This window comes from Micavibrio sp. TMED2, assembly GCA_002168225.1.
Taxonomy (GTDB): Bacteria; Pseudomonadota; Alphaproteobacteria; order TMED2; family TMED2; genus TMED2.
In genome coordinates, this window is the sequence record NHBH01000007.1 from 14,914 (window position 1) to 37,792 (window position 22,879).

Sequence of the window (22,879 nt, forward strand, 5' to 3'; positions counted from 1 at the left end):
GAAGGCTTGATTGTGCTTGTCGGTTACGCCCGTGTCTCGACCCAGGACCAGAAGCCCGAGCTTCAGCTCGACGCGCTGACCGCTGTTGGCTGCGAGAAGGTGTTCGAGGAGAAGGCCTCCGGCGCACAGCGCGATCGGCCCCAGCTGCAGGCGGCCCTGGACTACATGCGCGACGGCGACACGCTGGTAGTCTGGAAACTGGACCGCCTGGCGCGCTCAATCAAACAGCTGATCGAGACCGTCGAGATGCTTGAGGGCAGGGGGATCGGATTTCGCTCGATCACCGAGGCAATCGACACCACCACCTCCGGCGGCCGTCTCGTCTTTCACATCTTTGCGGTCCTGGCCGAGTTCGAACGATCGATCATCCGGGAGCGCACCATGGCCGGTCTGGCATCGGCCCGCGCGCGCGGACGGCTGGGCGGACGACCGGCAGCCTTGTCCNATGAGGATCTGGCACATGCACGGGCCTTGCTGGCTGATCCGGAGATCACGGTGCATCAGGTTGCGAAGCGGCTTGGCGTGGCGCCGTCGACGCTCTACCGGCATCTGCCGGGCGGGCGCAGCCAAGTGTCAGGGGATCAGTGATGTTATCGCTGCCCGGCCGTCCTTTCCATCTGATGCTACTGGCACCAGCCTTTACACCTTTGCCGCGACAGATGTAAGTCGAATAAGCATGATAATTCCCACTATCGCTGCGATGGCCGAACCAGCCAGGATTCCGAGCTTCGCAGCATTAAGCATCGCGGAGTCAAAGGCCAGACTGGCGATAAATAGCGACATCGTGAATCCGATTCCCGTGAGAAATGAACCCGCCGCTATGAACGACCAAGACAAACCGGGGCCAAGCACCGCCACGCCGAAACGGACGGCTAGCCAGCTGAACCCAAGAACGCCGATCGGTTTGCCGAGCATCAATCCGAGAATAATCGCCAAGGAGACGGGTTGTCCAAAATCGGTACTGTGAATCGTGATACCGGTATTGGCCAGCGCGAAGATCGGCATTATGGCAAAGCCGACCCAAGGGTGCAGCAGCATCTCGAGCCGCTCAACCGGTGAGAACGACTCTGTGACTGCCCTTCCGGCCTGATGGAGTTCATTGCGGCTAGCTGCGTCTCCGCTCCGCTGATTACCGGTCGGAATGGCAAGCACACGCCCAAGTATTGCGCGTAAACGTATATCGCTCACCCAGATGTGTGTTGGTGTCATGAGGCCGAGAATGACGCCCGCGATGGTCGCATGGATACCGGAGGCATCGAAGCACAGCCAGATAGCTACTCCGAGCATAAAATAGATCGGGATGCTCCTGATCCCGAGGCGCGAGGCGCATGCAACGATGCCAATTCCTGTAAAGCCTAGAGCGAGCGCAGACCCACTCAAATCCTCCCCGTATCCGAGAGTGACCACAAGTATCGCACCGACATCATCGAATATTGCGAGGGAGAGCAGGAAAAGACGCAAGGTAGGTGGGATCCGGGTTCCGAAAAGCGCCAGGCACCCGATCACGAACGCCGTATCGGTTGCCATCACGGTTCCCCATCCGTGCATTCCGGGCTGTCCAGACATCAATGTCAGATAGAGCAAGACCGGCACAACCATACCACCCAAAGCGCCCGCGAAAGGCAACGCAGCCTGCCGGGGATTCCGCAATTCGCCAAGCACAAACTCTCTCTTGAGCTCCAGCGAAAGCACAAAGAAAAAGAGGGTCATCAACCCTTCGTTGATCCAACGGTGCAGAGAACGGGTGAACTCCAAAGAGCCGAATGTCAGTCCAATAGGGGGCTCCCAGAAGCCCATGTAAGCTTCGCGCCATGGGGAATTTGCCATCAATAGCCCCAGCAGCACCGCCAAAAGCAAGAGCCCACCCGCCGCCGCTTCGACCTTTAGAAAGCGGGCGAAGGGCTTTGTGATCATGTCAGCAGCCTCATCAGGCAATTTTGCGTCGTATTGATCAGCCATTGACTCTGGGTGCTTCATTGCTTTTTGAATTATTATTAGCCGCGAGAAGCATGAATCCTGTAAGTTGCGCCATAATTAAAGTGATGGGTCAATCTGCTCAGGGTCTTCTGACTGAGTTTCCACCGGAAATTATCTGGTTTATTAGATCGGCAACAGCCCGGTGTGCCTCTACCTCGTCATCAGTGCCAATCGCGTTTTTGTGAGAAGCAGCCGCATCGCGGAGAATGTTCACGATTTCATGCTCGGGCAGAAGCTTATGATCGTTCAGAGTCAACAGCATAGCTTCGCAAATTGAGAGAGCAGCCATTCCTGAAAGATCCCTCTCGTTCAGCATGTTGCATGCTTCCTTTCGAGTAACGATGATGGATTACAAAATCCTATGGCCATATATGTCATATAGTATAGTCTCAGATAGTAAGAAATGCTGAACTGATCGAAATCAGTCTATGGCAAATTTATTCTGGAATATTGAATAGACTGGTGGAGAATCTATGAGCGCTACAGAATTGAGTCCATTAAATCGCAAACTCCTTGCATTTGTTGCTTTATCGGAAGATGAACTGGATGTGCTAAAGCGTCTGCATATGCGCCAGCGATCCTTCGTGGCAGGGCATGATCTCGTGCAGCAAGGACAGTCGGATCAGGCCGCTTATATCTTGGCTGATGGCTGGGTCTGTTCCTACAAGCTTCAACCTGATGGCACGCGACAGATCGTGGACTTCCAGATACCAGGAGACTTTCTTGGATTGCGCAGCGTGTTGTTGCGCACGTCCGACCATAGCTTCGAGCCCATCACGGAAATTAAGGCAGCGGAAGTTTTTGCAAGCGACCTTCTGGAGGCATTCGAGAAGACCTCTCGTCTAGCGATGGCCATCCTCTGGGCGGTTTCACGGGATGAGGCCATGGTAGTTGAGCATCTGGTTGGCGTAGGACGACGCGACGCGAATGCCCGTATGGCGCATTTTCTGCTGGAGCTTGGAGCGCGGCTGGCTCTGGTTGGGATGGGGAGCAAAGAAGGGTATGGCTGCCCGCTCACACAATATCATTTGGCCGATGCTCTTGGCTTAAGTGCCGTCCATGTAAACCGTGTACTGCGGCAACTTCGCGAAAATGGTTTGGTGACCTTTCGGGACGGCTATGTTGCGTTCAATAACTATAATGGATTGGTGGAACTTTCTGAGTTTGATCCTGCCTACTTAGATCAGAGCGGCCCACTTCTTGTCTGAGGATCGGCTATCGCTGATCTTCTCGGGGCCGCTTCCAGATTGATCTGTTAGCACTGGAGATTTGGTGCCACTAACTTGGATCAGGGCAGAGCCTTCCATTTCAGGATAAAAACAAAACAGTCAGAAGAATAGCTGCCCTCATGCACCACATGGAATGGGCGACCATAGCTGAAAAGTCAGCATAAGAAAAACACTGAAGCAGCGCTTTACTCAACAGAGGATTTACCATGAATATCCCTGAATGGCTTAGGCCCGGTATCTACGGCGTTGCAATCGGAGCAATTCTTGTTGGTGTCGTGGGTTTCTCCTGGGGCGGCTGGGTAACAAGCAAAACCGCAGATGACAGAGCTCAGGCATTGTCCCGGGACAATGTTGTCTCGGCCATGGTGCCTGTTTGTCTGGATATAGCTCGTAAGGATCCAGAAAGAATGGCAAAGCTGGAAACGATCGAGTCGGCAGCAAGCTACAAGAAACGGGATGCTCTGATGGCTACTGGCTGGGCCACCGCACCGGGAGGAGAGACTCCGGACCGGGATGTCGCCCAAGCCTGTCTTTCAGCCCTCGAACTTTGAGAGAACCAGCCGTATCTCTGATCCGCACATTCGAGGCTAAATAACTATGGTGCAAACAAGTAAGTTGCCTCCTGAGATGACCGATCTCGAACGGCGCGTGCTCGCCCATGAAAGGGTCCTTCAGACGCTGATCGCCTATATGTCCCGCACGGAACCACGTTTTGTTGAACACCTTGAAGATAAATTCGTAGCACCGTTGAAGATGGTGCCTCATGAGCATGATTATCGTGATTCCGACGATTACGCAGCCGAATTTATTCGGGCGGTAATGCTTCTGGGAGAAGCAAGTGTGCCTCGGGATTCGGCATCAACCCAAGCCGTGGATCATCCGCAACCAATAGCGGATAAAAGATTGCAGGATTTTTCATCCGGCTCTCCCGTACGACGTGAAAGAGTTCAGATCAGGCAAAGAAACGGCATTTGGGAAGTGAAGGTCGATAACGTCTTTCACGGCGACTACCACCAAAAAGAGCAAGCCATGACGGCAGCTGCCTTGTTGAAACTGTCCCTGCGATGACGAATGGTATCAGACCAAAAATACCGCGAGAATTTCCAATTCAGGAGGCTGAAAACGAAGGCATGCCGCCGATAGCTGATGTCGACGACATCTTGCCAACTACTACCCGGGCGGGGCGGCAAAAAGTTATGCCCCGACGGTGGCAATCGAAGTCCAGAAAAGAGGAAGTGACTGGCGGCGGTGAACCCAAGGGAAGCAGGCTGGTACGGTTTCTTGTAAGGATGTTCGCACTGGCCGGCATAGTTTCGTGTGTTGCTTTCCCGGCGCTTGCACAGAATGGCACAACCAGTCCGCTCCCTGATAACGCACAGCCGCGAAGCTATGGCAGCGGTTGGGACTGTATCCCTGGTTACCGATTAAGCGGTACTGAGTGTATCAGGATCATGATTCCAGAACATGCCTATGCGACAGGACGATCATATGGAACGGGCTGGGCGTGCCACCGAGGATACGAGGAAATAGGCAAGGCATCCTGTAATCCAATTCATATCCCGGCCAATGCATTTCTCGAATCTTCGGGCTATAACTGGCAATGTGTCCGTGGGTTTCGGCGGGAACGAGAAACCTGTGTACTCATTGTGTTGCCGGACAACGCACATCTATCGGATCGACCTTCAATCTCGGGCTGGGAGTGCGATCGCGGTTTCACGGAAAACGCACAGAAATGCATCCAGATTGCTGTACCCCGGAACGGATATCTTACAGATGATAATTACCGGTCAGGCTGGTCCTGTGAAAGAGGATATTCTAAAATCAAAGAGGGGTGTGAGGCAATACTACTGCCCACCAATGCTTTTCTCGATCCGAGACCTTATGGACCGGGATGGCGCTGCGAGCGCGGGTACGAGCCTCAGAAAAGCACGTGTGTTTTGATCGACGTTCCAGAAAACGGACATCTAGATCGCTCTGGTAACCAGTGGCGCTGCAATCGAGGCTTCCAATTGAAAAGAGGGACATGCGTCCTTCAGCAATAATACACCTGCCTCTCGATTTGATAGGACATCAGAAATGCGCGTTAGTATAGGCTGTCGTCTACGCTATGAATTTGCACAACCGACACCATTAATTGCAATGTTAAATGTTCATTTTTCTCGCTTTGGCGATTTGGAGCGAGCCGATTATCTTGTGACCTCACCCAGCGTGCCGATCGAAAACTACAGAGATGGCTTTGGGAACTGGTGCACACGACTGGTGGCGCCTGTCGGTAAGTTCACATTATATTCCGATGGTATATTTCGTGATCCTGGTACACTTGATCCCATATCGCCGGATGCAATCCAACATTCTGTTCAAGATCTGCCTTCCGATACACTGGTCTTCCTTTTAGGGAGCCGCTATTGCGATACGGACATTCTCTCGGAGGAAGCATGGCGCCTGTTTGAGAATACTCCACCAAGTTGGGCACGGGTACAGGCGATTTGCAACTTTGTACATAAGAATGTGTCATTCGATTATATGCAGGCAAGTGCGACGCGCACGGCTTCCGATACACTGGCAGGGCGACACGGGGTATGTCGTGATTTTGCGCATCTCGCTATCACCTTCTGCCGATGCATGAACATTCCGGCCCGTTACTGCACAGGTTACCTCAGTGATATAGGCGAGTCTCATCCCTACCCGCCGGGGGACTTCGCCGCTTGGATGGAGGTTTTTCTGGATGGTCAATGGTGGGTGTTCGACCCGCGAAACAATAAGAGGAGAACTGCGAGAATACTTGTTGCACGAGGGCGGGATGCCGCAGATGTGCCTTTGACGCAAACATTCGGGTTGAACACAATGACAGATTTCGAAGTCTGGACTAATCAATTAACGTGATTGAAGCCTTATAAAGCAGGAACAGCTGAATATATCTGAGTTTTCAATGTCGATATTTATTGCGAGCTGAAATCAGCTTCCCCTCTTTCCACTGAAGCCAAAGCTGTTGCTGAACACTGTTTCAAAGGAGTACCCAATAATGATGGACGATCCGGTTGATCTCGATGCAAGACGAAGTGCGGAAGGAAAGATCGAGACCGAAATCCGGCGGCACTCCCTAAAAGACTTCGAGGCGGATCAGAGGGCGCTTCGCCTACGACAGGAAGAGCTTGAAGAGCAACTTCTCGCCGAACCGGCCTCGGACTGGCATGAGGCGACGATAAAGGCACAATATCTGATTAGGCTTTATGCCGAGACAGCTGAAGCCCAGGATGCGAGGCGACAAAAACTCATTAAGCGCGCGCTCGGTGATCTTGCGCGGCTGATCCAGCAGGAGCGCACAGAGAAGTGACCATGCATACGCATCAGGGCGTCCGCCGATAGCCGAATTGGCATCCTATTGCCCACACACAGGATGTCGTACTGAGGGTAGAAGATGGTGACACTGAAAGTTGTGCATGAGACAATCTACCGATATCGGAATCCGGTTGGTTTGGGCAAACACCGACTAATGTTGCGCCCGCGCGAGACACGGGACCTTCGGCTAATTTCGTTCAACCTCGACGTGACGCCTCATGCGTCCATAACCTGGGCACAAGATGTGGCGGGCAACTCTGTCGCCACAGCAGACGTTGCTGCCCTTAGCAATATCATGGAGATCAAGAGTGTAGCCGTACTGGAATTGACCGCTCCAGTTTGGCCAATTTTTGATATCGCTGCTTCAGCAATATCCTACCCGTTTTCGTACTCGGACGATGACTGGACAGATATTGGCGCACTTTCCCAATCGCAGCACTCTGACCCAGACAATCGTCTGGCAGTTTGGGTCAATAGTTTCGTCATGCATCGTCCCACCGATACCTTATCACTACTCAAGGATATTTCGAACGGGGTGTTCAGAAAGATTGCCTACCAGGCGCGCTACACCGAGGACACGCAAGCGCCACTGGATACATTGAACAGAGGCTGGGGGTCCTGCCGCGATTTTGCAGTTCTGTTTGCAGAGGCCGTTAGAACTCTTGGTTTTGGTGCCCGGCTAGTTTCAGGTTATCTACTTGATTCATCGGATTGTTTGACAGGCTCTACAAACGGCGGTTCCACTCATGCGTGGGTTGAGGTCTTTGTGCCAGGGGCTGGCTGGATTGCATTCGACCCCACGAACCAGGCAGTAGGTTCAGGCAATCTTATTCCTGTCGCCGTTGGTCGCCATATTGGGCAAGTTGCTCCTGTGAGCGGAAGTTTCCGCGGGACCGACACGGATCTCATCGAAATGGTTGTCCTGATAGCTGTCCATGCTGGATGAGCCTAATTTAGGGTTGATTTGGCTTGCAAAATAAACTTGCCCGCGAAGGTTGGTGCCAGTTACGGACCCTGCCTCGAGCTGATCGCCGCCTGATCTTTCTTTCCATAAGATAAGTTATTGAATTTACAAATCTAAGCCACGATGGGCACTGTCAGAAGAAACAGCGGGATTTGCTGGCATGCTCCACGCCGGGCAACCGATAAGGCAGGCGAGCCCTATATCGGCCTATCCACACCGCGCGGCGACCGGTTCGGCAACGGCCGCGCCGTGCGCAACCTGTTTGAGACCTATCTCCGCCGCCAGGCCAAACGGCTGTCAGTTGCATCCAAGAAGCTGACCCGNGCTCAGCTGAGAATGCTCTCGGTCAAGGATGTGCCGGAAGCCGCAGGAGGTCCAGTGAACGACTAAAAAAAAGGGGGGGGGCTAATGCTTGAAACAATTTTCTCGGTGCCAAGCAACAAACTCGCGCCTCGGCCGGTTGGCAGGACGGTCTGGAGCCATAAGCTTACCGGACAAGTTGACGATAGTCTTTACGGCATCAGGATCATTACTCTGCCTGGATACGAGTATATCCAAATCGTCGGATAGCCCAATCAATCCTCGATCAAACATCCAATGTGCAGTGCCGGATAGTGCGAGCCCGTTGCTCACAATGTCTGGGCCGTCATGCTCCACTGGTTTTATGTGAGCGGCCTCGGCCTCTGCACGTCCGCCGCCATTTATAATTCGTAGCCCTGTTATTGCGCATCGTTCACCGTAGGCGCGGAGCACGTTTTTTCGAAAGTTCCGGTCACGAACAGCACGGTTCGTTAACTGGCTTATCCGTTGACGGGCGGGCAGATGTTGAAATGGTGCATGCGCTTCTTGCAAACCACTGACCGGCACGCTTTGATCAGTTCGTGGTAGGATATCGTCATCCTTTCCGAGACCGCGTTCAACGATCCGTGCAAAGTCTTCTGGAGATAGCACTCTTACAGCTGCCTGAGCACGGCCCGATATCTTTCCATCATCATTCAAAAGGCCCTGCTCTATGATGTCGTCAGCATCGCGAAACGGTACCGGGTCGCCAAAGTCTAGATATGACCCAGGTTCGATGACAGCTAGATGCATGTCAGCGTTTCGCGGGTCGGCAATGATCTCTTGCACTTTGGCCACGGCGAAATAACCTTTCGTGCCCCTCACTTTTGAAGGTTCAAGATAAACAATCCAATCGCCCTCACACTGCTGCGCACGTGTGAGGTACTGTTTCGGAAACTGATATCTTTCCGAAGGGACATCATCGTAGATTGAGTCTGTTCGATGAATGAAAACACCAAAAGTCATGCGCTTCAGAATGCCCATAAATTAAGCGAGAGCCAACTTGAAAGCTTCCGATTAAGAGGCTCTGTCAGAAGAAGCTGCCTCCTCGGGCGAGCGGTGGACCATGAGGGCGAGGTGCTCGAAAGCTTCGTTACCAGAAAGCGCGACAAGGCAGCGGCACTGGCGTTTATGAAGAAAGCCATGAAGCAATACGGCCAGCCAAAATCGATCGTCACGGACAAGCTGCGCTCATATCGCGCCGCCATGATTGAGATCGGTAATGAAGATCGCCAGAAAACCGGACGATACCTGAACAACCGGGCGGAGAATGCGCATTTACCATTCCGGCGACGGGAACGTGCCATGCTCCGGTTCAGGCAGATGAGCTGCCTGCAAAAGTTCGTCTCAATACACGCCTCCGTTCACAACCACTTCAACCAGAACCGTTCACAGACAGCCCGATCTACATACAAGAGACTCCGCAACCAAGCCCTCGCAGAATGGCGCCAGTTGCTGGCGGCCTGAAATAATCCTCAAGCTGGAAATCTGATAGAGGTTGCGTTTAGCTTGAGGGCATCAATTTTGGTCGTGTTTTCTAAATTTTATTTTACTTGAGAAAGAGAGGCGTTTTATTTTTTTTGATAAATGCTGATTATAAATTTGCTAAAATTGTTTTTATATGTTTAGTTACGAACAACATATTTGCTTTTGAATTTTTGTAAACCAGCGATACGCTGAAACTGACCTTCTCTTTCAAATTTGTGATATCTAACTCTGTTGCACATGCTGTGCAGCAGTGATTTTCTATGATTGATTGAAAGGAATCGTCATGAATACTGGTACTGTAAAATTTTTTAATTCTTCCAAGGGTTTTGGCTTTATTGAACGTAATGATGGTGGATCAGATATTTTTGTTCACATCTCCGCGGTTGAGCGTGCGGGCATGGACTCGCTCGCCGAAGGTCAGAAATTAAATTTTGATGTTGTGATGAATAGCCGAAGCGGTAAGAGCGCGGCCGAAAATCTTGTCGCAGCATAATGATGTCGCATCTATCCATCTCTGACCACGGATGTACTGGCATTGATTGAATAGATGTATAACGGAGGCCGGGTTCGCCCGGCCTTTATTTTTAATTATGAGGTAAAAATGAATAAGACTTATAATAAACATACTCTTTTTAAACCTAGAGTTTCGAAAGCTGAGACGAAGGCTGATATAACAAACAAAGTTGCAAGGGCAATAATCAGTGCTGATGCTGAGCGTCGAGAGAGTAAGATCGCGCGTCTGAGGCAGGTACGGCTCGAAGCAAAAACCTGTTGAGGGGCGCTGTCAGAAGAAACTGCCTCCTAAGCTGATTGGTGTTAGTGTCGCGGCATGAGCAATCCGTTTCGCTATTTCAAGACCTCTCCTGAGATCATTCGTTTGGCCGTGATGCTGTATGTCCGGTTTCCGCTGTCACTGCGGAACGTTGAGTATCTGCTCCACGAGCGTGGCATCGATATCAGCCATGAGACTGTGCGCTACTGGTGGAACCGGTTCGGCCCGTTGATGGCCAGTGAGATCCGAAAACAGCGTGCACAACAGATGCGGCAACACATAATGGCGATGGCATCTCGATGAGGTCTGCGTGAAGATCGATGGTGTTACGCACTACCTGTGGCGAGCGGTGGATCATGAGGGCGAAGTACTCGAAAGCTTCGTTACCAGAAAGCGCGACAAGGCGGCGGCACTGACGTTTCTGAAGAAGGCCATGAAGCAATACGGCCAGCCCAGAGTGATCGTCACGGACAAGCTGCGCTCATATCGCGCCGCCATGATTGAGATCGGTAATGAAGCTAGCCAGCATACTGGCCGGTATCTGAACAACCGGGCGGAGAATGCGCATTTACCATTCCGGCGATGGGAGCGTGCAATGCGCCGGTTCAGGCAGATAAGCTGCCTGCAAAAGTTCGCCTCAATACATGCCTTAGTTCACAACCACTTCAACCAAAACCGTTCACTCGAAACCCGCTCCAGATACAAGGGCCTCCGCAACCAGGCCCTCGCAGAATGGCGCCAGCTGCTGGCGGCCTGAAATAAACCTTAGGCTGGAAATCTGAGACTCGATGCGTTTAGTCTGACAGCACCGCCATCAACCCCCGGATACGATCTTTGTAAATCTGGCAGCACCGTGCCTTGTTTTGTCCTAAACAGCGGGGAAGATCAGGCGGGCCTGGAAGTGGTGATTGTGCTGGCTTTCCAGTTCGAGGCGGCCGTTATAGGCCTCGACAATATCCTCGACGATCGCGAGGCCGAGGCCGGAGCCGTGCATGTGTTCGTCCAGCCGGTGGCCCCGTAGCTTCAGGTTGCCGAGTTCACTTTCTGCGACACCGGGGCCGTCATCACGGATCGACAGGATGATGTTTTGGGTACCGGCCACATAGTTGATGGCGATCTCGGTCCGCGCATGTCGAATGGCATTTTCCAGCAGGTTGCCGAGGATTTCGGTGAAGTCGCTGGCATCGATGGCCAGACTGGCATCCTCATCGATGGTGATGACGAAGTCTATGTCCGAGGCCTGGGGCAGACGTCCCAGAATTTGCACGATGCGGGTGACATGCGGGCGTATTTCCAGCCGGGTCACAGCACCGGCTGTTGAACCGCGCACGCGGGCGCGTACAAGCTCACGACGGATATGGTTTTCGAGCTGGTCGACCGCCTGTTCGATCCCTTCAGCCTGTTCTGCCGTTACGACACCGGTATGCCGCAGGTGCTCCATCTCTCCCTGAATGACCGTCAGTGGTGTTTTCAGGCCGTGGGCCAGATCGGCTGCCCGTGAGCGGGCTTTCTCCACCGCCTGATCCAGTGCATCCAGCAGGTCATTCATTTCGCTGACCAGCGTGGTCAATTCGCTTGGGCCGGTGCCGGGCAGGCGGGCTATGGTGCCCCGGCGGATGGCACTGACGGCATTTCTGATCCGGTTCAGCGGATGGCTGGCGATCTGTATCTGCACCATGCCCACAAGAAACAGCAGGATGCCGAGAATCCAGAGATAGATATCAATCTCGCTTTTAAAGGCCTTGAGCGCATTATGAACCTCGCTCCGTGGCACGGTGGCGATGAGATGGGCAACAGTCGGGGTGCGCCGGCCATCAATCACGATGCTTCTGCTGACTGTGCGCAAGGCGGCGATCAGGGGCTGATCGTCGGGCCCCTGAACCGGGATGAAGTCAATGCTGCCGTTGCTGGTGTTACCTGCGACGTCAAGCGAGGCGTCCCATAGCGAGCGGGAGCGCAATGTCTGGCCATTGGTGGCAACCTGCCAGTAGTAACCGCTCAGAGGTCGCTGATAACCCGGCTCAAGCCGTGCCAGTTCCTCGCCCAGTAACTCACCCGCATTCTGTGCCGATCCGGTGCCGAGGGCGTTATCAAGCTTGGCGCCCATGAAGTTCAGCCGTTCGTTCAACTCGTCATGCACCCGCTGCTCCACATGCCGCTCGAACAGGTCGCTCATGAAGATCTGGGCGACAAACAGCATGATAAGGAGTGAGACAAGGGTGCCGAGCAGCAGCCGGCTGCGCAAGGACTTAAACAGCGGGACAATCATGGCGCGGCCACGCCTTCTTCCTCGCCCGCAAGCCGATAGCCGAAGCCCCGGCGGCTCTCGATCTCTGTCTTGCCCAGCTTGCGCCTTGTCCGTGCGATCAGCGCTTCCACGGCATTGATGTCTTTCTGATCGGCATGGTCATAGATCAGCTCGAGCAGATCGGCACCGCTCAGCCAGCGATCCCGCTGGGTCATCAGGCACATCACCAGACGGTATTCAAGCGGGGCGAGGTCGACTGGCTGGCCGTCCTTGCTGACCTTCATCTGGCGCGGATCGATGCTGAGACGCCCGGCCTCCATGATCGGCGCGGCAAATCCGCCGGTACGCCGCATCAGGGCGCGCAGACGGGCGAGCAGTTCCTCGGTGCGAAACGGTTTGGTCAGGTAGTCATCGGCACCGGCATCCATGCCATCGACCCGTTCGATCCAGCTTGATCGGGCGGTCAGGACCAGCACGGGCGTATTGATGCCTTCCTCACGCCAGCGCCGCAGCATGGTCATGCCGTCGAGTTCCGGCAGGCCGAGGTCGAGGATGATACCGCTGAGGGTCTCGACCGAGCCGAGCTCCCAGCCCTCCATGCCATCGCCGGTGGACAGGACGGCATAGCCATTGCCTTCCAGTGCCCGGACGATCTGACCACGCAGCCGTTCGTCGTCTTCAATGACGAGCAGTTTCAACGCTTCAGCTCCTGATCCACAAAAGCGCCGGTGCTGCCATCGACGTAATATTCGATCACTTCACCGTTCGGCTGGATCATTTCAAATTCATAAACCCAGCGGTCATCGATCTGCTCCAGCTCGATTTCGATCAACTGGCCATGCAGCCTGTCTCTGGTCAGGGCCAGAATATCGACCAGCGGTTTGATCTCACCGCGTTCCATCGCGGCCCGTGCCTGTTCGTGATCAGGAGCGCTGCCGAGCATATCCGCCTGTGCCATGCCGGCAAGCAGGCACAACAGCAGGCTGCAAACGAGCGTGTACTGCAGACGGTCGAACAGTCTTTTGCAAGGATTGGTCATCATGATGCGCACTCTGCCTCAACGAACCTGACATTTATCTGACATCCGGCGTCAGGATGCCATCAGTAATCCCGCCCTAGTATCCGCTCATCGATTTTTAACCCTCTGAAATCCGGGAGATGGATATGCGTTTTGCTCGTATTGTTTCTGCTGCTGTGATCACCCTGGCTGCGATTGCTGGCGGTTCCGGCAATGCCCTGGCCGACAATGATGATCTGGTCTGTACCAAAGCGCCGGAGAGTGCCTGGATGTCGCTTGACGAGATCAAGGAGCAGCTGACCGAGGCGGGCTATGAGGTTCGCAAGGTCAAGGCGGAAGAGCATTGCGCCGAGGCCTATGTGATCACGCCGGAGCATGAAAAGGCCGAGCTGTATATCGATCCAACGACAGGCGACATCGTCGATCAGGACATTGACTGATGACTGTCGAAACGGAAGGTCAGGCGCAGTCGGGCACAATCAGGGTCTGGGACCCGGCTGTACGGCTGTTTCACTGGTCGCTGGTAGCGGCATTCATCACCGCATATCTCAGCGGTGGTGAGATCCGCTGGCTGCATGAGAATGTCGGCTATATCGCGGCTGGACTGATTGCGTTCCGGGTCATCTGGGGATTTGTCGGGACGACACATGCACGGTTTGCCGATTTTGTCCGCAAGCCGGGCAGTGTCCTCGACTATCTGCGGGACATACGCCGTGGCCATCCCCGCCGCTATCTGGGGCATAACCCGGCAGGTGGGGCGATGGTGCTGGCCCTGATGCTGGCAGTCTCGCTTATCGCGCTGTCGGGCTTCCTGATGACCACTGACCGGTTCTGGGGCGTTGAGTGGGTTGAGGATGTGCATGAACTCATCGTCAACGCCACGCTCATCCTTGTTTTTCTCCACATCGCAGGCGTCGTCCTCGCTTCCCGCCAGCATCACGAGAATCTCGTGCTCTCGATGCTGACCGGGCGGAAGCGGCGAGACTGAACTCACCATCATGGAAAAGGCCAATCCCATGCCCGATTGCATCGCAACCGGCAGCGAACTTGCTGTTACCATCAACATGAATGCCGCTGTCGAAGTGTCGGTGGTGATCCCCGCGCTCAATGAAGCCGAGAATCTGGCCGCGCTGGTGGCGGAGGTTTCTGCCGCTGTCGAGGGGCGTTACAGATACGAAATCATCGTGATCGATGACGGCAGTACTGATCCGACCCCGACAGTGCTTGCCAATCTGCAAGCAGCTGATGCCGCTATCATCGGTCTGCGGCATCGCCAGCCCTGCGGCCAGAGTGCCGCCATGCTGTCCGGTGTCCGGCGGGCAGAGGGGCTGATTGTGGTCACGCTTGACGGTGACGGCCAGAATGATCCGGCGGATATTCCGCGTCTGGTTGAAACCCTGCGCTATGCGGGCCGCCATATCGGCCTCGTCGCTGGGCGGCGCAAACGTCGGCAGGACAGTCTGGTCAAGCGTCTGTCGTCCCGCTTTGCCAATGGGCTGCGGCGACGTTTGTTGAATGACGGCGTTGACGATACCGGCTGCGGTATTCGGGCGATCTGGCGTGACCTGTATCTGGAACTGCCATATTTCGATCATATGCACCGCTTTCTGCCGGTGCTCGTACAGCGGGAAGGGTGCGATGTGGTATCGGTTGACGTGAACCACCGCCCGCGCAGCCATGGCCGATCCAAATACGGCACGATTGATCGAGCCCTGGCCGGTATTCTCGATCTGGCCGGTGTCATGCGGCTGCAGCATCGGCGCAACCGCGCCCGCATTCATGCCGACCCGGATACACGCCCACAGTCTCAATCCATACAATCAAGGCTCTGAGATGTTCAGCACGACAACACTCTGGCTTGCGCTTGGTTTTTCCGGGCAGGCACTGTTTTCCGCCCGGTTTCTGGTGCAATGGCTGGTCAGTGAGCGTGCCGGACGCAGCATTGTGCCGGAAGTTTTCTGGTACCTGTCGATCGGTGGCGGGGCGGCACTGCTCTGCTATGCGATCTGGCGTCAGGATCCGGTGATCATTCTGGGACAGTCGACCGGGCTTGTGGTCTATACCCGCAATCTGGTCCTGCTCAAACGATCTGCACGGGCAGCGACGCTTGATGACGTGGAAGGTGCATCAGTGCCATGAGCCTTGATACCGTTGTCCTTAAACCAGCCGAACAGGCTGGTCGTGCCAGCCTTGCATACTGGCTGCCTTTGGCGCTCATCGCAGGCTATTGGCTGATTGCCTGTGGTCATGCCGTTCTGTTGCGCCCGCCCTTGCCGGTGGATGAGACCCGTTATCTGAGTGTGGCATGGGAGATGTTTCACACCGGTGACTGGCTGGTGCCGAGCCGCAATTTTCAGCCCTATGATCACAAACCGCCATTGCTGTTCTGGCTGATCAATGCGGTCTGGTCACTGACCGGCTTTTCCGTGCCGCTCGCCCGTATCCTGCCGTTTTTCGAGGCCATGCTTGTTGTGGCCCTCACCATGCGGCTGGCGCGTCGTCTCTGCCCCGATGCCGCTGACGTTCCGATGCTTGCCGGGATGGTCTATTCCGGTTCGGTGCTGATCACCATCTATGGCACGCTGGTGATGTTCGACCAGTTATTGACGGCCGGCATTCTCGTCTCGGTCACGGCTGTATGGGATGCCGCGAAACACGGACGATGGTGTTGGCAGGAACTTGCCGCCCTGTCTCTCGGGCTTGGCCTTGCCATGCTGGCAAAAGGGCCGGTGGCACTGGTTTCGGTCATGGCGGTTGGTCTCGGCTGGCAGTTCTGGCGACCTCCAGGGAGTGCGTCATGCAGCTTTCGGAACTGGTATGGTGGTCTGTTTTTCGGCGTCTTGCTCGGCGGTCTGATACTGGCAGCCTGGGCCATACCGGCCGCATTAACCGGCGGCGAGGCCTTTGCCGAAAAGCTGCTCTGGGAACAGACAGCGGGCCGCATGCACAATTCCTTCGCCCATAAAGAACCGATCTGGTGGTACTTGGTTGCGGCACCAATCCTGCTCGCCCCATGGGTCTTATGGCCTGATCTGTGGCGCATGGCGACCGATGCCGTGAAGCGCTGGCGGTTGTCGGAGGGTAAGACAACGGCATCGAGCAGAATGCTTGCCATATGGTTCCTGTCCGGCCTGTTGTTGTTCTCGCTGATCAGCGGGAAGAAGCCGCACTACCTGATCCAGCTCATGCCTGCCGCTGCGATCTGGATTGCCATGATGGCCAACCGTCTGGATCGACAGGGCAATGCTTTCAGCTCTGGGCGGTTATTGGGACTGTTGCCAATACTACCTGCATTTATTGCGATGGCTTTATGTGGTGTCATTCTGGTGCAGCCCGGTTTTCTGCCTCCCAATGCTCTCGACTTCATCAGTGAGTTAAGCCGCCCGGCGACCCTGACCGGTTTGGCTGTGCTGATTGTCTTTTGCGTATTTGCTGCTGTTCGGCTGCCTGATCGACGGGATGGCAAGACCGGTACGAATACCGTTGTCCTGCTCTGCTGCCAGAGCCTGATGCTGTTTGTGATTGTGCATCTCATCGGTGGTGGCTTTGTCCGGCGTGAGTTTTCGCCGGAACCAATGGCGGCCTATCTGGCCCAGCATCTTGGCGACCGGCCATTGGCCAATATCGGACGCTATGACGGCGAGCTTGGTGCCTTCGTGCCACTGACCCGCCCGGTTGATGAACTGACACGGGACAATGCCCCACTCTGGCTGACCCATCACCCCGACGGCATTGTCCTGCTCCGTGATCGCCATCCGACCATGGATTTGCCCGGTGCTGTCGAATTCGCAACCCGCTACCGCAACCGCGACTGGCTGGCGTTGGTCAACCAGTCTAAATAATAGTGATATCAGTGCTGTGTTGCATATATAGACAAATCGATATTTCTATATTCGACTGTTCAACGCTTTGCTGCATAGTATGTTTTTCAGCAGGAAATCTGAGACCTGTTGCGTTTAGTCTGACAGCACCGCCATAATTCCCCAGATACGGTCTTTGTAAATCTGGCTGCCCTGTAAGCCGCGGTTTTGCCGTGTTTAGTGTGGCTGCATTTGGAAACCTGCGCAGGAATGGTTTGTCCCGTGTCAGCGCAGCACTATGTCATGTTGTGTAGTTCCAGATCGTCACACGGCAAGCAAGCGGCCATCAATGATGGATTCTTCAACAGCAACCCGGCGCACTCTTTTGCAAGGTGGTTCTGCCGCCTTGCTTGGCACAATGCTACATTTCACCGGCCTCGTTCGGTCGGCATCTGCGCAAAATTATACGCTGGAACAGGTGCTGGAGAATGCCGATGCACTCACTGCACTTGAAACCGTGCTCGTTGCCAAGGGTGGGGAAGTTGTCGCCGAGCGGGGCTATAATGGCCACTCGGCGACGGTGCCAACCAATATCAAATCCGCTTCCAAAACCGTGATGTCAGCGTTGGTCGGTATCGCCATTGACCGGGGAATGCTGTCAGGCACCGATCAGCCGATTATTGAAATATTGCGTGATGATATGCCGGCCGACCCTGATCCCCGGCTGTCCGAGATCACGATCGGGCACCTGCTTTCGATGCAGGCCGGATTGCAGCGAACGTCGGGCGCCAATTACGGCAGTTGGGTTGCCAGCAGCAACTGGGTCCGCAATGCGCTGTCCCGGCCATTCGTTGATGAACCGGGTGGCGACATGTTGTATTCGACCGGCTCCAGCCATTTGCTCTCGGCAATCCTGACAAAGGTGACCGGCAAATCAACCCGTGCCAATGCGCTGGACTGGTTTGCAGCGGTTGACGGTTTCGGCATTGGTGGCTGGGATCGCGATCCGCAAGGGATTTACCTGGGCGGCAACCAGATGGCCATGAGCCCACGGTCGTTGCTGGCATTCGGCGAGGTATATCGCAACCATGGTCAGGCGGCAGATGGCACGCAGGTGGTTTCTGCTGACTGGATCAGGCAATCATGGACTGCCCGCACCCGATCCCGGTACACCGGTGACGGTTACGGTTACGGTTGGTTTCTCGGTCGGATCAATGGAGCAGATGTGCGCTATGCCTGGGGCTATGGCGGGCAAATGCTTTATGTCGTACCGGATCATGACCTGACCGTGGTGATGACGTCAGATGCCAACCCAAGGCGTACAACCATTACCCACCGCGATGATCTGCACCAATTGCTGGGCTCCATTATCACGGCACTATCTGGCGATGACAAAGCTGCCTCCCGATCCTGAACGCAATACCGCTTCTGCTTCATTGGTGCCTATGACCGCACCTGCTACAACCTTGGCGCATAAACTAGCCTTTCAGCAGGTAATCTGAGGGCCGTGGAGTTTAGTCTTACAGCGCCGCTATAAAATCCAGACTTTGTCTTCGTCAATCCTGACGTCACAGAAGCGCTGGTATTCTCACGGCCCTGCGGAACAATCTGTCGTCTCTGTTAATTTTTAGGCAATTGTCAAAATTGATATTGTATTTATTTTTAATATCTTGGTTTGAATTTTGTTGAATTATTATTTAATAATTTTAAATATAGGGTTGTTGTGAATGGTTTTATTATGGTAATGCTCGATTGTTGTTTTTTGTAGAAAGTAGTAAAAATTCAAGAGGTATGATTTAGTAATGGCATATAAAGCTACTGTATTTTCAGTAATGATAGCATCTCCTGCTGATGTTATCGAAGAAAGAAATATTATTCGGGATATTATCCATGAATGGAATGACATAAATTCAAAATCGACTAAATGTGTTGTTCTTCCAGTTAGTTGGGAAACGCATTCTGCTCCTGACTTGTCTGGCCGAGCCCAAGATATTATAAACCAAAATGTTTTGGATAATTGCGATTTACTGATTGGTGTGTTTTGGACTCGATTAGGAACCCCTACGGGTGATTTTGAGAGTGGAACAGTTGAAGAGATCAAACGTCACATCAACGAAAAAAAACCAGCAATGGTATATTTTTCTACTGCACCGGTTGCTCCAGAAAGCCTCGATCCGGTTCAATACTCTGCTCTTAAAGAGTTTAAAAAATGGTGCTTGGATCAGGGGTTGGTCGAAACCTATGACAATATCTCTGATTTTTCAGACAAATTTAGGCGACAAATTCAAATAAAGATTCGAGATAACCTTAATTTGTCTCAAGCTGTCGCTGGAGGTGCGCAAGAATTTTTTGGGGAGGCAAATTCGGTAAGTGATGGCGCTGTAGAAGAACGTTTGTCGAATGAGGCTCAAAGATTGTTGGTTGAGGCAGCAAAGGATCGCAACAGAATTATTACTCACATGCGGTATATTGGTGGGCAAGCAATACAGACAAATGGAATTAACTTTGTAGATTCAAAAGACCAGCGGTCTATTGCCCGCTGGGAGGCCGCACTCGAACAGTTGCAAGGCGAAAAGCTAATAAAACCGCGTGGGGTCAAGGGTGAGGTATTCGAGGTGACGTCAAGGGGCTTTGATATTGCAGATAAGCTGTCTCCGCTTGTGGGCTAATTTACTATTGGAATTATGATGTTTTACGCGCTGTTGGTGGGTTAATTCACTCGTTCTGGCCGTAACCTACTGGGTATTAGTAGTGGCCAGTTCCGGGTCGAAATTTTGGTCGGCGGCTTCGACGTCATGTTCGGGGAAGCCCTTGATCGGGCCGATTTCCTCGGCGTCGCGCTTGATGTCGACCGGGCTCAGCGCATAGGCGGTGAGCAGTTCGGCCAGCGACTGCAGGGCATGCATGTGAATACGTTCATACCCATGGCTGGCGTCGATGCCGAAGGTGGCAAGTGCCGTGCGTACATCGGCACCGGCCTCGATTGCCGAGGCGCTGTCGGAACGGTAATGTACGAAGACGTCCCGTTGATGGGGAATATCGTTTTCCGTGCACAGGTCGATCAGCTTGTGCGTGGTGTAGTAATCGAACGGGCCGGTCATATCGGCCATGCCGATGGTGACGCCGAATTCGGCGCTGTTCTGGCCCGGTGCGGTACAGCCGTTATCCACCACGACCATTGATGCAATATCCTGTGTCAGCACGTGGCTGGCACCGTGGCCGACCTCTTCAGAGATCGAGAACAGCCAGATCGTGTCGACCACCGGGGTGGCGTTGGCATCGCGCATCGCCTTGAGCGCGGCCAGCATGGTGGCGACGCCAGCCTTGTCGTCCAGATGTCGTGACACGATGAAGCCGTTATCGAGAAACTCCGGCTGCGGATCGATGGCGACTATGTCACCGATACCGATGCCGAGCGCGGTTACCTCCTCGACACTGCCGGCGCGCGCATCAATGCGCAGGCGCACATGGTCCCAGCCAACCGGCGCGGTATCCACTTCTTCGCCGAAAGCATGGCCGGATGCCTTGGGCGGCAGGATGGTGCCGCGATAGCTGCCCTGTTTCGAGAAGATGGTCGCACGGGCACCCTCGGCAAACCGGGCCGACCAGTGGCCGATGGAGACGAGCTTCAGCTTGCCGTCTGTATCGATGCTGCGGATTTGTGCGCCCAATGTATCCAGATGCGAGACAAAGGCCCGTGCGGGCTGCTTGTCCACGCCCGGCATGCGCGCGCGGATGGCACCGCGGCGGGTCAGTTCAAAATCCACGCCGAGCCGGGACAGCTCGTCGCAAACCTCACGCACCACATTGTCGGTAAAGCCGGTCGGGCTGGCGATATCCAGCAGTTGCTGGAGCTGGGTTCGGAGGTAGTCGGTATCGATTTCAAGTTTTGTCATGTACGCGCGTCGGCCTTGTCGGTTTCCTGTTCGACGGTCAGTTCGTGGAACTCGGCCCGTCGCTCCTGTGCCCTCTTGGATAAAGGAAACAGGAGATCAATGAAACGCTCTGCTGTCGGTTGCGGTTCATGATTGGCAAGACCGGGGCGTTCATTGGCCTCGATGAAGATGTAGTCCGGCTGGGTGTGATCCTTGATCATCAGGTCGATACCGGTAACCGGAATATCGATTGCCTTGGCCATGCGGATCGCGGCACCAATAAGGGCCGGGTGGGTTTCGGCGGTGACATCGTGAATTGTCCCGCCGGTATGCAGATTGGCGGTCTTGCGGACAGTGATCTCGGTGCCCTCTGTTGGCACGCTGTCGAGGGTATAGCCGGCATTCTCGATGCAACGCTCGGTTTCCGCATCCATGGGAATACGGCTTTCACCGCCGGTTGCCGCGGCGCGGCGCCGGCTTTGGGCTGCGATCAGGTCGCGGACGCTCCGGTGACCATCGCCGACAATGCGGGCCGGTCGCCGGATCGCTACCGCAACGACCTCATAATCGATTACGACAAGGCGAAGATCCTCGCCGTCATAGCAGGCTTCCAGGATCACATCCTCACAGACCTCTTTGGCCCGGGCGATGGCGGCATCGACTTCAGCCACTGTTTTCAGACCAACCGAGATGCCCTTGCCTTGCTCGCCGCGTGCCGGTTTGACCACGACAGAGCCATGTTTTTCGAGGAAGGCGGCATGGTCTTCCGGTGTTGTGCCGATACATTGTTCCGCGACATTGACGCCTACCTTGTCGGCAATCCGGCGGGTGACGCGTTTGTCATCGCAGATCGACATTGCGACGGCGGAAGTAAATTCGCTGAGGGACTCCCGGCAATTGACGGTGCGACCGCCGTAGCTGAGGCGGAAATATCCATCCTCTGCATCGATGATATGAACAAATATACCCCGGCGGCGCGCCTCATCGGTGATCAGTCTGGCATAGGGGTTGAGCTCGCTGTCCGGCAATTCACCAGCATAGAGCTTCTCATTGATCGGGTTCTTGTGCTTGACCGCAAAGGCCGTGATCTTGCGAAAACCCAGCTTCTCATAAAGCGCGATTGCCTGTTCATTATCGTGCAGAACAGACAGGTCCATATAGGATGCGCCGCGTGCCTTGAAATGTTCGGCCAGATGGCGGACCAGTGCTTCGCCGAGACCGGCATGAGGCGCCTGCGGTGAAACCGACAGACACCACAGGGATGATCCGCGTTCCGGGTCCTTGAAGGCGAGGTGATGATCCACCCCCATGACAGAGGCCAGTATTTCCCCGGTTTCGGCATCCTCGGCGACCAGAACGGTTAGTGCCCGGGCATCCTTGCGTGACCAGAAGAAATCTGCGGCGATATTCACCATGCCGCATTTGGAATAGATCAGATTGATCGCCTCGGCATCTTCTTGCGTGGTCAGGCGGCGGATGAAGAACGCCTTGTTCTGCCGTCGTTTGGCCCGATAGGTCGCCAGATCAAGCCGGAAGGCGTGGGACGGATCGAGAAACAGCTCCTGCGGTGCGTTGGCAAGCAGCAGGTGCGGATCCTTGACGTAAAAGGCGATGTCGCGTTGTTCCGGCGCTTCGGCCCGGATCGTATCGGCGAGTGCCTCGGTTGATTCGAATGTCTGGGCAAAGATAAGTCGCCCCCAGCCGCAATCGAAGACGACATCCTTGTCGCCTGTCTGCTCGACAGCGATCGGCGGCCGCATCCCCTCGCTGCGGATGCGGCGCAGACGGTGTTCCTGACTGCGCTGACGGACCTGACTAGTCGGCGCCATG

The 22,879-nt window shown here is 54.6% G+C and carries 24 protein-coding genes and 2 pseudogenes; 18 read left to right on the plus strand and 8 right to left on the minus strand.

The features are described 5' to 3' along the window. The first annotated feature begins 12 nt into the window (after positions 1–12). On the plus strand, positions 13–588 hold the full coding sequence (locus CBB62_11090; protein OUT40066.1) for a recombinase: 576 nt from the start codon (positions 13–15) through the stop codon (positions 586–588). A gap of 51 nt (positions 589–639) precedes the next feature. Here CBB62_11090 and CBB62_11095 read toward each other — a convergent pair whose 3' ends face one another. Together CBB62_11095 and CBB62_11100 are read right to left on the minus strand one after the other, a co-directional pair. Next, entirely contained in the window at positions 640–1,959 is a 1,320-nt protein-coding gene (locus CBB62_11095) for a Na+/H+ antiporter NhaA (GenBank protein ID OUT40067.1), read from the minus strand. Between the two features lie 97 nt (positions 1,960–2,056). Beyond that, a complete protein-coding gene (locus CBB62_11100; protein OUT40018.1) occupies positions 2,057–2,293 on the minus strand; it encodes a hypothetical protein in 237 nt (78 codons plus the stop codon). Positions 2,294–2,450: 157 nt separating this feature from the next. Between CBB62_11100 and CBB62_11105 the strand changes: the two genes are divergently transcribed. The 7 genes from CBB62_11105 (at position 2,451) to CBB62_11135 (ending at position 7,899) form a co-directional block, all read left to right on the plus strand. Next, a complete protein-coding gene (locus CBB62_11105) occupies positions 2,451–3,185 on the plus strand; it encodes a Crp/Fnr family transcriptional regulator (protein ID OUT40019.1) in 735 nt (244 codons plus the stop codon). 227 nt (positions 3,186–3,412) lie between these two features. Further along, positions 3,413–3,757, plus strand: coding sequence for a hypothetical protein (locus CBB62_11110; protein ID OUT40020.1), 345 nt, complete (start codon positions 3,413–3,415; stop codon positions 3,755–3,757). Positions 3,758–3,803: 46 nt separating this feature from the next. Next, positions 3,804–4,274, plus strand: coding sequence for a hypothetical protein (locus CBB62_11115; protein OUT40021.1), 471 nt, complete (start codon positions 3,804–3,806; stop codon positions 4,272–4,274). A 1,008-nt stretch (positions 4,275–5,282) separates the two neighbouring features. Continuing rightward, positions 5,283–6,089: a transglutaminase gene (locus CBB62_11120; protein ID OUT40022.1), complete on the plus strand. Its 807-nt coding sequence runs from the start codon at positions 5,283–5,285 to the stop codon at positions 6,087–6,089. Positions 6,090–6,195: 106 nt separating this feature from the next. Next, on the plus strand, positions 6,196–6,540 hold the full coding sequence (locus tag CBB62_11125) for a hypothetical protein (protein OUT40023.1): 345 nt from the start codon (positions 6,196–6,198) through the stop codon (positions 6,538–6,540). 84 nt (positions 6,541–6,624) lie between these two features. Next, a complete protein-coding gene (locus CBB62_11130; GenBank protein ID OUT40024.1) occupies positions 6,625–7,491 on the plus strand; it encodes a transglutaminase in 867 nt (288 codons plus the stop codon). Positions 7,492–7,632: 141 nt separating this feature from the next. Next, complete coding sequence (locus tag CBB62_11135) at positions 7,633–7,899, plus strand: hypothetical protein (protein OUT40025.1); 267 nt, start codon at positions 7,633–7,635, stop codon at positions 7,897–7,899. 15 nt (positions 7,900–7,914) lie between these two features. Here CBB62_11135 and CBB62_11140 read toward each other — a convergent pair whose 3' ends face one another. Beyond that, positions 7,915–8,814, minus strand: a complete 900-nt coding sequence (locus CBB62_11140) for a restriction endonuclease (GenBank protein ID OUT40068.1) — start codon at positions 8,812–8,814, stop codon at positions 7,915–7,917. Between the two features lie 81 nt (positions 8,815–8,895). Between CBB62_11140 and CBB62_11145 the strand changes: the two are divergent. The 3 genes and pseudogenes from CBB62_11145 to CBB62_11155 all read left to right on the plus strand — a co-directional run bounded on the left by CBB62_11145 (position 8,896) and on the right by CBB62_11155 (position 10,865). Next, positions 8,896–9,315: pseudogene (locus CBB62_11145) on the plus strand (IS6 family transposase). Between the two features lie 304 nt (positions 9,316–9,619). Further along, a complete protein-coding gene (locus CBB62_11150) occupies positions 9,620–9,829 on the plus strand; it encodes a cold-shock protein (protein ID OUT40026.1) in 210 nt (69 codons plus the stop codon). A gap of 336 nt (positions 9,830–10,165) precedes the next feature. Then, a pseudogene (locus tag CBB62_11155) lies at positions 10,166–10,865 on the plus strand (IS6 family transposase). A 111-nt stretch (positions 10,866–10,976) separates the two neighbouring features. Here the strand turns inward: CBB62_11155 and CBB62_11160 are convergent. Genes CBB62_11160 through CBB62_11170 form a run of 3 tightly spaced genes read right to left on the minus strand, consistent with a single transcriptional unit; the run spans position 10,977 to position 13,398 of the window. Next, positions 10,977–12,377, minus strand: a complete 1,401-nt coding sequence (locus CBB62_11160) for a hypothetical protein (protein OUT40027.1) — start codon at positions 12,375–12,377, stop codon at positions 10,977–10,979. Further along, complete coding sequence (locus tag CBB62_11165; GenBank protein OUT40028.1) at positions 12,374–13,054, minus strand: DNA-binding response regulator; 681 nt, start codon at positions 13,052–13,054, stop codon at positions 12,374–12,376. Before CBB62_11165 ends, CBB62_11160 begins: the two co-directional genes overlap by 4 nt. Further along, on the minus strand, positions 13,051–13,398 hold the full coding sequence (locus CBB62_11170; GenBank protein OUT40029.1) for a hypothetical protein: 348 nt from the start codon (positions 13,396–13,398) through the stop codon (positions 13,051–13,053). The genes CBB62_11165 and CBB62_11170 overlap by 4 nt, the downstream gene beginning before the upstream one ends. A 116-nt stretch (positions 13,399–13,514) precedes the next feature. Here CBB62_11170 and CBB62_11175 point away from each other — a divergent pair, with 116 nt between their 5' ends. The 7 genes from CBB62_11175 (at position 13,515) to CBB62_11205 (ending at position 19,843) form a co-directional block, all read left to right on the plus strand. Beyond that, positions 13,515–13,814: a hypothetical protein gene (locus tag CBB62_11175; GenBank protein OUT40030.1), complete on the plus strand. Its 300-nt coding sequence runs from the start codon at positions 13,515–13,517 to the stop codon at positions 13,812–13,814. Further along, the gene (locus CBB62_11180) at positions 13,814–14,362 is read left to right on the plus strand and encodes a cytochrome B (protein OUT40031.1); all 549 of its coding nucleotides are present in this window, start codon (positions 13,814–13,816) and stop codon (positions 14,360–14,362) included. Before CBB62_11175 ends, CBB62_11180 begins: the two co-directional genes overlap by 1 nt. 76 nt (positions 14,363–14,438) lie before the next feature. After that, on the plus strand, positions 14,439–15,206 hold the full coding sequence (locus tag CBB62_11185) for a hypothetical protein (GenBank protein OUT40069.1): 768 nt from the start codon (positions 14,439–14,441) through the stop codon (positions 15,204–15,206). A 1-nt stretch (position 15,207) separates the two neighbouring features. Next, on the plus strand, positions 15,208–15,513 hold the full coding sequence (locus tag CBB62_11190; GenBank protein ID OUT40032.1) for a hypothetical protein: 306 nt from the start codon (positions 15,208–15,210) through the stop codon (positions 15,511–15,513). Beyond that, on the plus strand, positions 15,510–17,216 hold the full coding sequence (locus CBB62_11195) for a hypothetical protein (protein OUT40033.1): 1,707 nt from the start codon (positions 15,510–15,512) through the stop codon (positions 17,214–17,216). Before CBB62_11190 ends, CBB62_11195 begins: the two co-directional genes overlap by 4 nt. Positions 17,217–17,523: 307 nt before the next feature. Beyond that, positions 17,524–18,588, plus strand: a complete 1,065-nt coding sequence (locus tag CBB62_11200) for a 6-aminohexanoate hydrolase (GenBank protein OUT40034.1) — start codon at positions 17,524–17,526, stop codon at positions 18,586–18,588. A 388-nt stretch (positions 18,589–18,976) separates the two neighbouring features. Beyond that, positions 18,977–19,843, plus strand: coding sequence for a DUF4062 domain-containing protein (locus CBB62_11205; GenBank protein ID OUT40035.1), 867 nt, complete (start codon positions 18,977–18,979; stop codon positions 19,841–19,843). Between the two features lie 66 nt (positions 19,844–19,909). Here CBB62_11205 and CBB62_11210 read toward each other — a convergent pair whose 3' ends face one another. Then, positions 19,910–21,070 (minus strand): peptidase M42, encoded by a 1,161-nt coding sequence (locus CBB62_11210; GenBank protein ID OUT40036.1) that lies wholly within the window; start codon positions 21,068–21,070, stop codon positions 19,910–19,912. Beyond that, complete coding sequence (locus tag CBB62_11215) at positions 21,067–22,878, minus strand: GNAT family N-acetyltransferase (GenBank protein ID OUT40037.1); 1,812 nt, start codon at positions 22,876–22,878, stop codon at positions 21,067–21,069. The genes CBB62_11210 and CBB62_11215 overlap by 4 nt, the downstream gene beginning before the upstream one ends. Between the last annotated feature and the right edge of the window lies 1 nt (position 22,879).